Raw genomic sequence first — 5,792 nt, 5'->3', positions numbered from 1 at the left:
CACCGAGTCCGTGCCGATCACCGAGCTGCGCTCGGTCTCGCTCACGCACGTCGTCCTCGACCCGGAGAAGCACCGCAGCGGCACGCCCCCCATCGAGGTCACGCTCGCGATCGGTTGGGGGGCGGTCTCGCGCGTGGACCTCGAGCCCGCGCAGTGCCCCGACCCGGGCTGCGAGGCCGACCACGGCCTGACGGGCCAGATCACGCCCGACGACATCGTGGTGCGTGTGAGCGCCGAGGCCGAGGGGCGTGACGCCGTCCGCAACGCGCTCGCGTTCGCGCGCGAGCTCTCGACGGCCACGGCCCGCCGCGACGCAGGCCGGGCGAGCCGGTGACGGTCCTGCCCGAGGTCCTGCCCGACGGCCTGCTCGCCCCCCGCTACGACGGCCTCGCGCTCAGCTCGGTCCTGCCCGCGGCGGCCGGCGCGCTCGGGGTCGACCTGACGACCGCCACGGGGACCCGCTCGACCCAGGCGCGCACCGACCTCGCGCTGCCCACCGCGGACAGGGTGTGCGTCGTCCTGGTCGACGGGCTCGGCCACGCCAACCTCACCGAGCGCGCGGGGCACGCCCCGTTCCTGCGCTCGCTCCTGGCGTCCTCGCGCGTGCTCACCTCAAGCTTCCCCAGCACGACCGCCGCGGCGATCGGGACCTTCGGCACGGGCACCTCGCCCGGGCGGACGGGCATGCTGGGGTACACCCAGCGCAACGCCGTCACGGGGCGCCTGGCGAACATGGTCTCGTGGGAGGGCGCCGCCCCGCCCCAGGAGCTCCAGCAGGAGCCGCCCGTCCTCGAGCAGGTCGCGGCCACGGGGCGCGAGGTCCTGTCGGTGGGCCCCGCGCGCTTCGCGGGCTCGGGGATGACGGTGGCCGCCCTGCGCGGCGCGCGCTACGTCGCGGCCGAGTCCATCGCGGACCGCGTCGACACGGTCGCCTGGGAGCTCACGGCCCCCGGGCTGGTGTACCTGTACTGGGGAGACGTCGACAAGGCGGGCCACCATCACGGCTGGCGCTCGCGGCAGTGGGGCGACGCGCTCTCGGACCTCGACCGCGAGCTCGGTCGCCTGGCCCGGGCGCTGCCCCACGGCACGCTGCTGCTCGTCACGGCCGACCACGGGATGGTCGACGTCGACCGCTCGCAGCGCTGGGACGTCGCGAGGACGCCCGCGCTCGACCGCGGGGTCGCGCTCGTGGGCGGCGAGCCGCGCGCCGTGCACGTCTACACGCACGCGGACCAGGCGTCGGCCGTGGCCGGTCGCTGGTCCGAGGTCCTCGGGGACGCGGCCCTCGTCGCGCTGCGCGAGGACGCGGTCGCAGCGGGCTGGTTCGGTCCCGTCGCAGAGCACGTGCTGCCGACGATCGGCGACGTCGTGGTCGCGATGCGGGGCAGGGCCACGGTCGTGGACTCACGGACCCAGACGCCGGCCTCGATGCAGCTCGTGGGCGTCCACGGCTCGCTCACCCGCACCGAGATGCAGGTCCCGCTGCTCGTCACGACCACCTGAGCACCACGCCTCCGCCCGGGCGTCGCGAGCCCCCGGGCGCCTCCTTCCGGGGACCTGTTCCCCCGCACCGAAAGGCCCACGACCGTGGCTGAGCTCGTCTTCTTCTCCGGGACGATGGACTGCGGCAAGTCCACCCTCGCCCTCCAGCTCGACCACAACCACACCGCTCGGGGTCGTTGCGGGCTGATCTTCTCGCGCAACGACCGCGCGGGGACCGACCGCCTGTCCTCGCGCCTGGGTCTCGAGGTCGCCGCGCACGAGGTCCGCGACGACACCGACTTCTGGTCCTTCGTGGTCGCCGAGCGCATGCGCGGCACCACGGTCGACTACCTGATCTGCGACGAGGCCCAGTTCTACTCGACGACCCAGGTCGAGCAGCTGGCCCGCCTGGTCGACGAGGTCGAGATCGACGTCTACGCGTTCGGCATCACGGCCGACTTCCGCACGCGGCTCTTCCCCGGCTCGGCGCGGCTCATCGAGCTCGCCGACCGCGTGGAGGTGCTCCAGGTGCAGTCGCTGTGCTGGTGCGGGGCCCGCGCGACGCACAACGCGCGCACGATCGACGGCTGGATGGTCGTCGAGGGGGCCCAGGTCGTGGTCGGCAACACGGGGGAGAGCGCGAGCGAGGTCGCGTACGAGGTCCTGTGCCGCCGGCACCACATGCGCCGCATGACGTCGGTCTCCGCGCGGCTGCGCTCGACGACCGGGGACGGGCTCGCGCTCGACCTGCCGGGGGCTGCAGGGTAGGGGCGGCACCAGGGCGTCGTCGCACCCCGCGGCGCGGGGGAGAGCCGGTCAGTGCTCGGGCTTGGCGCCGAACACGATCTCGTCCCACGACGGGACGCTGGCCCGCGTCTTGCGCGGGCGTCGCGGCTCGCCCGTGCGCGGTGCGGGACGTTCGCCGTGCTCACCGGTCGCGTCGGGCCCGTCGCGCTCGTCGCGCACCGTCCCGACGACGTCGCGCCCCCCGTGCGAGGCCGCGCCCGGTCGGGTGGTGCTCGTCTCGGCGCCCCCTTCCCTCGCAGGGTGCGCGTCGGTCGAGCCGTGGGCGTCGTCGGTCTCGCGCGACCCCCGATGGCCCGTGCCCGCGGGGTGACCCGTGTCCCGGTGCGACGACGTCGCGTCGTGCGCTCCGCCGTCGGGCTCCGGACGCTGTTCCTTGCGGCTCGCCTTGCTCAGCGAGAAGACCTTGGCCCCCGCCGGCTCTTCGTCCTCGTCCACCTCGTCCCGGCGCCCCGAGCGCTCACCGAGGTCGAACGTCTGCGGGGGCCCGAACCCCTCGAACGGCGCCGACGGCTCGTCGCGGTGCTGACGGACGCCGCGGCGCTGGCTGAGGTCGTCGAGCATCGACGAGGTCGAGTCCGTCTCCGCGCGCAGCGGGGAGGGCCCGTCGCCGGCGTCCGCAGGGTCTGCCGCGTCCGCGGGCGTCGAGGCGGACGGTGCGGAGGGCGCAGACGGTGCTGCGGACGCCTGACCGCCCCGGGCCGAGTGGTCGAACAGCGCGCCGCGGACGCCGCGGACGGGCTCCTCGGCGACGTCCGTGCCCGACAACCAGCGCGCCTCGTCCTCGAGCGCGTGCAACGCGCGGTTCTGGGGGTCGTACGACCAGCGGGCGCTGCGCGCACGGTCGCCGATGAGGAAGAGCGCGGTGACGGTCCACGGGCCCGCGTGCGAGCGCGCCGCGGACCACTCGACGTCGTCCTCGGCGACCCCGCGTGCCGTGAGACGCTCCGAGACCACCTCGCCCAACGTGGGGGAGTCCTCGTCATGACCCGCGCGGTTCTTGAGCACCTGAGCCACGACGTACTCCTGCTCGGCGAGCACGGGGCCCTCGAAGCGGTGGACCTGCTCGATCGGGATCCCGGCCTTCTCGGCCACCTCGCGGGCGCTGAGCCCAGCGCGCAGCTGTGCCTGGATCTCACGCACGGGCAGGACGTCGGGGGACTGCGAGCGCAGCTGTTCGAGCTGGGCGCGGTCGCGTCGCATGGCGCCGCGCAGCGCGTCGTCGATGGGCAGGGTGAACCGCGCACCGTCCGGTCCGGCGAGGACGAGATGCTCCCCGTCCTCGTGCACCCTCACCAGCTCTAGCTCACTCATGAATCCTCCAACGACGTCGCAGACCGGCTCGTCGCCGGTGGGCCTGCACTCCCGAGAGTGCCATCCCGGCGCGCCGGGACGGCGCAGGCGGCTCGGTGTGCCGCCCGGTGAGGTCTGCTGGGATGATTCTCCCCGTGATCGAGTTCCCCCTGGACGACGTCCTCGAGCTGGGCGCGGTGTTCTGCGCCGCGCTGTCCGGCGGGCTGGCCGCCATCCGCAAGTCGTTCGACATCTTCGGGGTCCTGGTGCTGGCCTGGGCGACGGGACTCGGCGGCGGGATGCTGCGCGACGTGCTCATCGGCGCCCTGCCCCCCGTGGGGATCTCGAGCTGGAAGCTCGTGGTTGCGGCGCTCGCGGCCGGAGTGTTCATCTACTTCTTCCACCCACGCCTCGAACGCATGCGCCGGGGCATCGTCGTGCTCGACGCGGGAGCGCTCGCGCTCTTTGTCGTGATCGGGACGACCAAGGGCCTGGACTACGGCGTGGGCATGATGGCCGCGGTCATCGTGGGCACGCTCACGGGGATCGGGGGCGGGATCCTGCGCGACCTGCTGAGCAGCGAGGCCCCGCTCATCCTCCAGGACCGCCAGCTCTACGCGGTCCCCGCGATCGTCGGTGCCTCGATCACGGCCGTGCTGTGGCACGAGGGCTGGCTCACGCTGTGGACCCAGCTCGCGACGATCGGCCTGGTGTTCGGCTTCCGGCTCGTCTCGCTCCGGCTCGGGTGGACGGTCCCGGGGCCGTGGTCGGGTCGTCGCGGGGGTGCGGGGTCGGGCAGGATGTGAGCCGTGACCTCCTTCATCGATGACCCCCGCCTGCCCGACGACGTCACGATCGCCGCACTGCGCGCGCTCGCCGAGAGCATGGCCAGGGAGGCGGGAGCGCTCGTGCGCGACGGCCGGCCCGAGCACGTGGAGGTGGCCTCGACCAAGTCGAGCGCGGTCGACGTCGTGACGGCCATGGACGCCGAGTCGGAGGCCCTGCTGCGCCGGATCATCGCGCGCGAGCGACCCGACGACGCGATCCTCGGCGAGGAGGAGGGGGCCTCCGAGGGGACGTCCGGTCTCACCTGGGTCATCGACCCGATCGACGGCACCGTCAACTACCTCTACTCGGTGGCCTCGTACGCGATCTCGGTCGCGGTCGTCGCGGGCCCCGCGGACCCCGCGCAGTGGACCGTGCTCGCAGGCGCCGTGCACTCGATCGTCGACGGCCGTACCTGGACCGCGGGGCTCGGGGCGGGCGCGACGCTCGACGGCGAGCCCGTGCACGTCAACCCCGCGGGCCCGCTCGCGACCTCGCTGGTCGGCACCGGGTTCGGGTACGACGCCGAGCGACGCCGTCACCAGGCCGAGGTCCTGACGACGGTCCTGCCGCAGGTCCGTGACATCCGCCGGCTGGGGTCCGCGGCGATCGACCTGTGCCTGGTCGCGACCGGGAGCCTCGACCTGTACTACGAGCGCGGCCTCAACCCGTGGGACCTCGCGGCAGGGGCGCTCGTGGCCCAGGAGGCCGGGGCGCTCGTGACCGGCCTGCGGGGGCGCCCGGCAGGGACGGACATGACGGTCGCGGGACCGCCCGCCGCGGTCGAGGCGCTGGTCGCGATCCTCGAGTCGGCAGGAGCCGATTCGGGGGCCTGATCCCCGGGCCTCCACGGGGGTGACGAGGAACACCCCACCCTGAGGGTGCGCTCGCGCGGTATTTGGTGCAGAATCCGGGGGCCACCGGGAACAATTCCGGGTGGCGGAGCATTACACCGCGTACACCAGTCAGGACGTCTCGCGAAGCGTCCTACGGAGTGCCAGTTCGACGGCCTTCGCCGGACCGAACGACCCCCATGTTCGACCACGACGTTCCGGAGTGTGACCCCACAGATGGCAACTGACTACGACGCCCCCCGCAAGAGCGAAGAGGATCTCAGCGAGGACTCGATCCAAGAGCTGCAGGCTCGTCGCTCCGACAAGAGCTCGGGCGTTGTGGACGAGGACGAGACCGAAGCGGCCGAAGGGTTCGAGCTCCCGGGCGCGGACCTGTCCGGCGAAGAGTTCTCGGTTCGTGTGCTTCCTCGACAGGCTGACGAGTTCACCTGCTCGAGCTGCTTCCTCGTGCACCACCGCAGCCAGCTCGCGTACGAGAAGAACGGGCAGCAGATCTGCTCGGAGTGCGCGGCCTGAGCCACCTCATGAAGCGGG

The 5,792-nt window shown here is 73.4% G+C and carries 7 protein-coding genes; 6 read left to right on the top strand and 1 reads right to left on the bottom strand.

The window, feature by feature from the left end; genetic code table 11:
* The 3 genes from ACFWFR_RS16865 to ACFWFR_RS16855 form a co-directional block, all read left to right on the top strand.
* Positions 1 to 334: DUF5998 family protein (locus tag ACFWFR_RS16865; protein ID WP_377623763.1), on the top strand; the 334-nt coding region annotated here is incomplete at its 5' end.
* On the top strand, positions 331 to 1,503 hold the full coding sequence (locus ACFWFR_RS16860; protein WP_191805035.1) for an alkaline phosphatase family protein: 1,173 nt from the start codon (positions 331 to 333) through the stop codon (positions 1,501 to 1,503). The genes ACFWFR_RS16865 and ACFWFR_RS16860, both read left to right, overlap by 4 nt.
* An 84-nt stretch (positions 1,504 to 1,587) precedes the next feature.
* Positions 1,588 to 2,250, top strand: coding sequence for a thymidine kinase (locus ACFWFR_RS16855; RefSeq protein ID WP_191805033.1), 663 nt, complete (start codon positions 1,588 to 1,590; stop codon positions 2,248 to 2,250).
* A gap of 48 nt (positions 2,251 to 2,298) precedes the next feature.
* On the opposite strand, the gene sepH is transcribed toward ACFWFR_RS16855, so the two are convergent.
* On the bottom strand, positions 2,299 to 3,600 hold the full coding sequence (gene sepH / locus ACFWFR_RS16850) for a septation protein SepH (protein ID WP_377623760.1): 1,302 nt from the start codon (positions 3,598 to 3,600) through the stop codon (positions 2,299 to 2,301).
* A gap of 134 nt (positions 3,601 to 3,734) precedes the next feature.
* On the opposite strand from sepH, the gene ACFWFR_RS16845 reads away from it, so the two are divergent.
* The 3 genes from ACFWFR_RS16845 (at position 3,735) to ACFWFR_RS16835 (ending at position 5,774) form a co-directional block, all read left to right on the top strand.
* Positions 3,735 to 4,385, top strand: a complete 651-nt coding sequence (locus ACFWFR_RS16845; RefSeq protein ID WP_318244609.1) for a TRIC cation channel family protein — start codon at positions 3,735 to 3,737, stop codon at positions 4,383 to 4,385.
* Positions 4,386 to 4,388: 3 nt separating this feature from the next.
* Positions 4,389 to 5,240 (top strand): inositol monophosphatase family protein, encoded by an 852-nt coding sequence (locus ACFWFR_RS16840; RefSeq protein ID WP_377616388.1) that lies wholly within the window; start codon positions 4,389 to 4,391, stop codon positions 5,238 to 5,240.
* Positions 5,241 to 5,474: 234 nt separating this feature from the next.
* Entirely contained in the window at positions 5,475 to 5,774 is a 300-nt protein-coding gene (locus tag ACFWFR_RS16835) for a DUF4193 domain-containing protein (RefSeq protein ID WP_056650168.1), read from the top strand.
* Positions 5,775 to 5,792 lie beyond the last annotated feature (18 nt).

This window comes from Oerskovia sp. NPDC060287 (genome assembly GCF_042726775.1).
Lineage (GTDB): Bacteria > Actinomycetota > Actinomycetes > Actinomycetales > Cellulomonadaceae > Oerskovia > Oerskovia merdavium.
This window is presented reverse-complemented; position numbering and strand designations above follow the sequence as displayed.

Excerpts from the sequence above, each read along its gene's own strand:
- sepH (WP_377623760.1), bottom strand. The coding sequence starts at position 3,600 with ATGAGTGAGCTAGAGCTGGTGAGGGTGCACGAGGACGGGGAGCATCTC.
- ACFWFR_RS16835 (WP_056650168.1), top strand. The coding sequence starts at position 5,475 with ATGGCAACTGACTACGACGCCCCCCGCAAGAGCGAAGAGGATCTCAGC.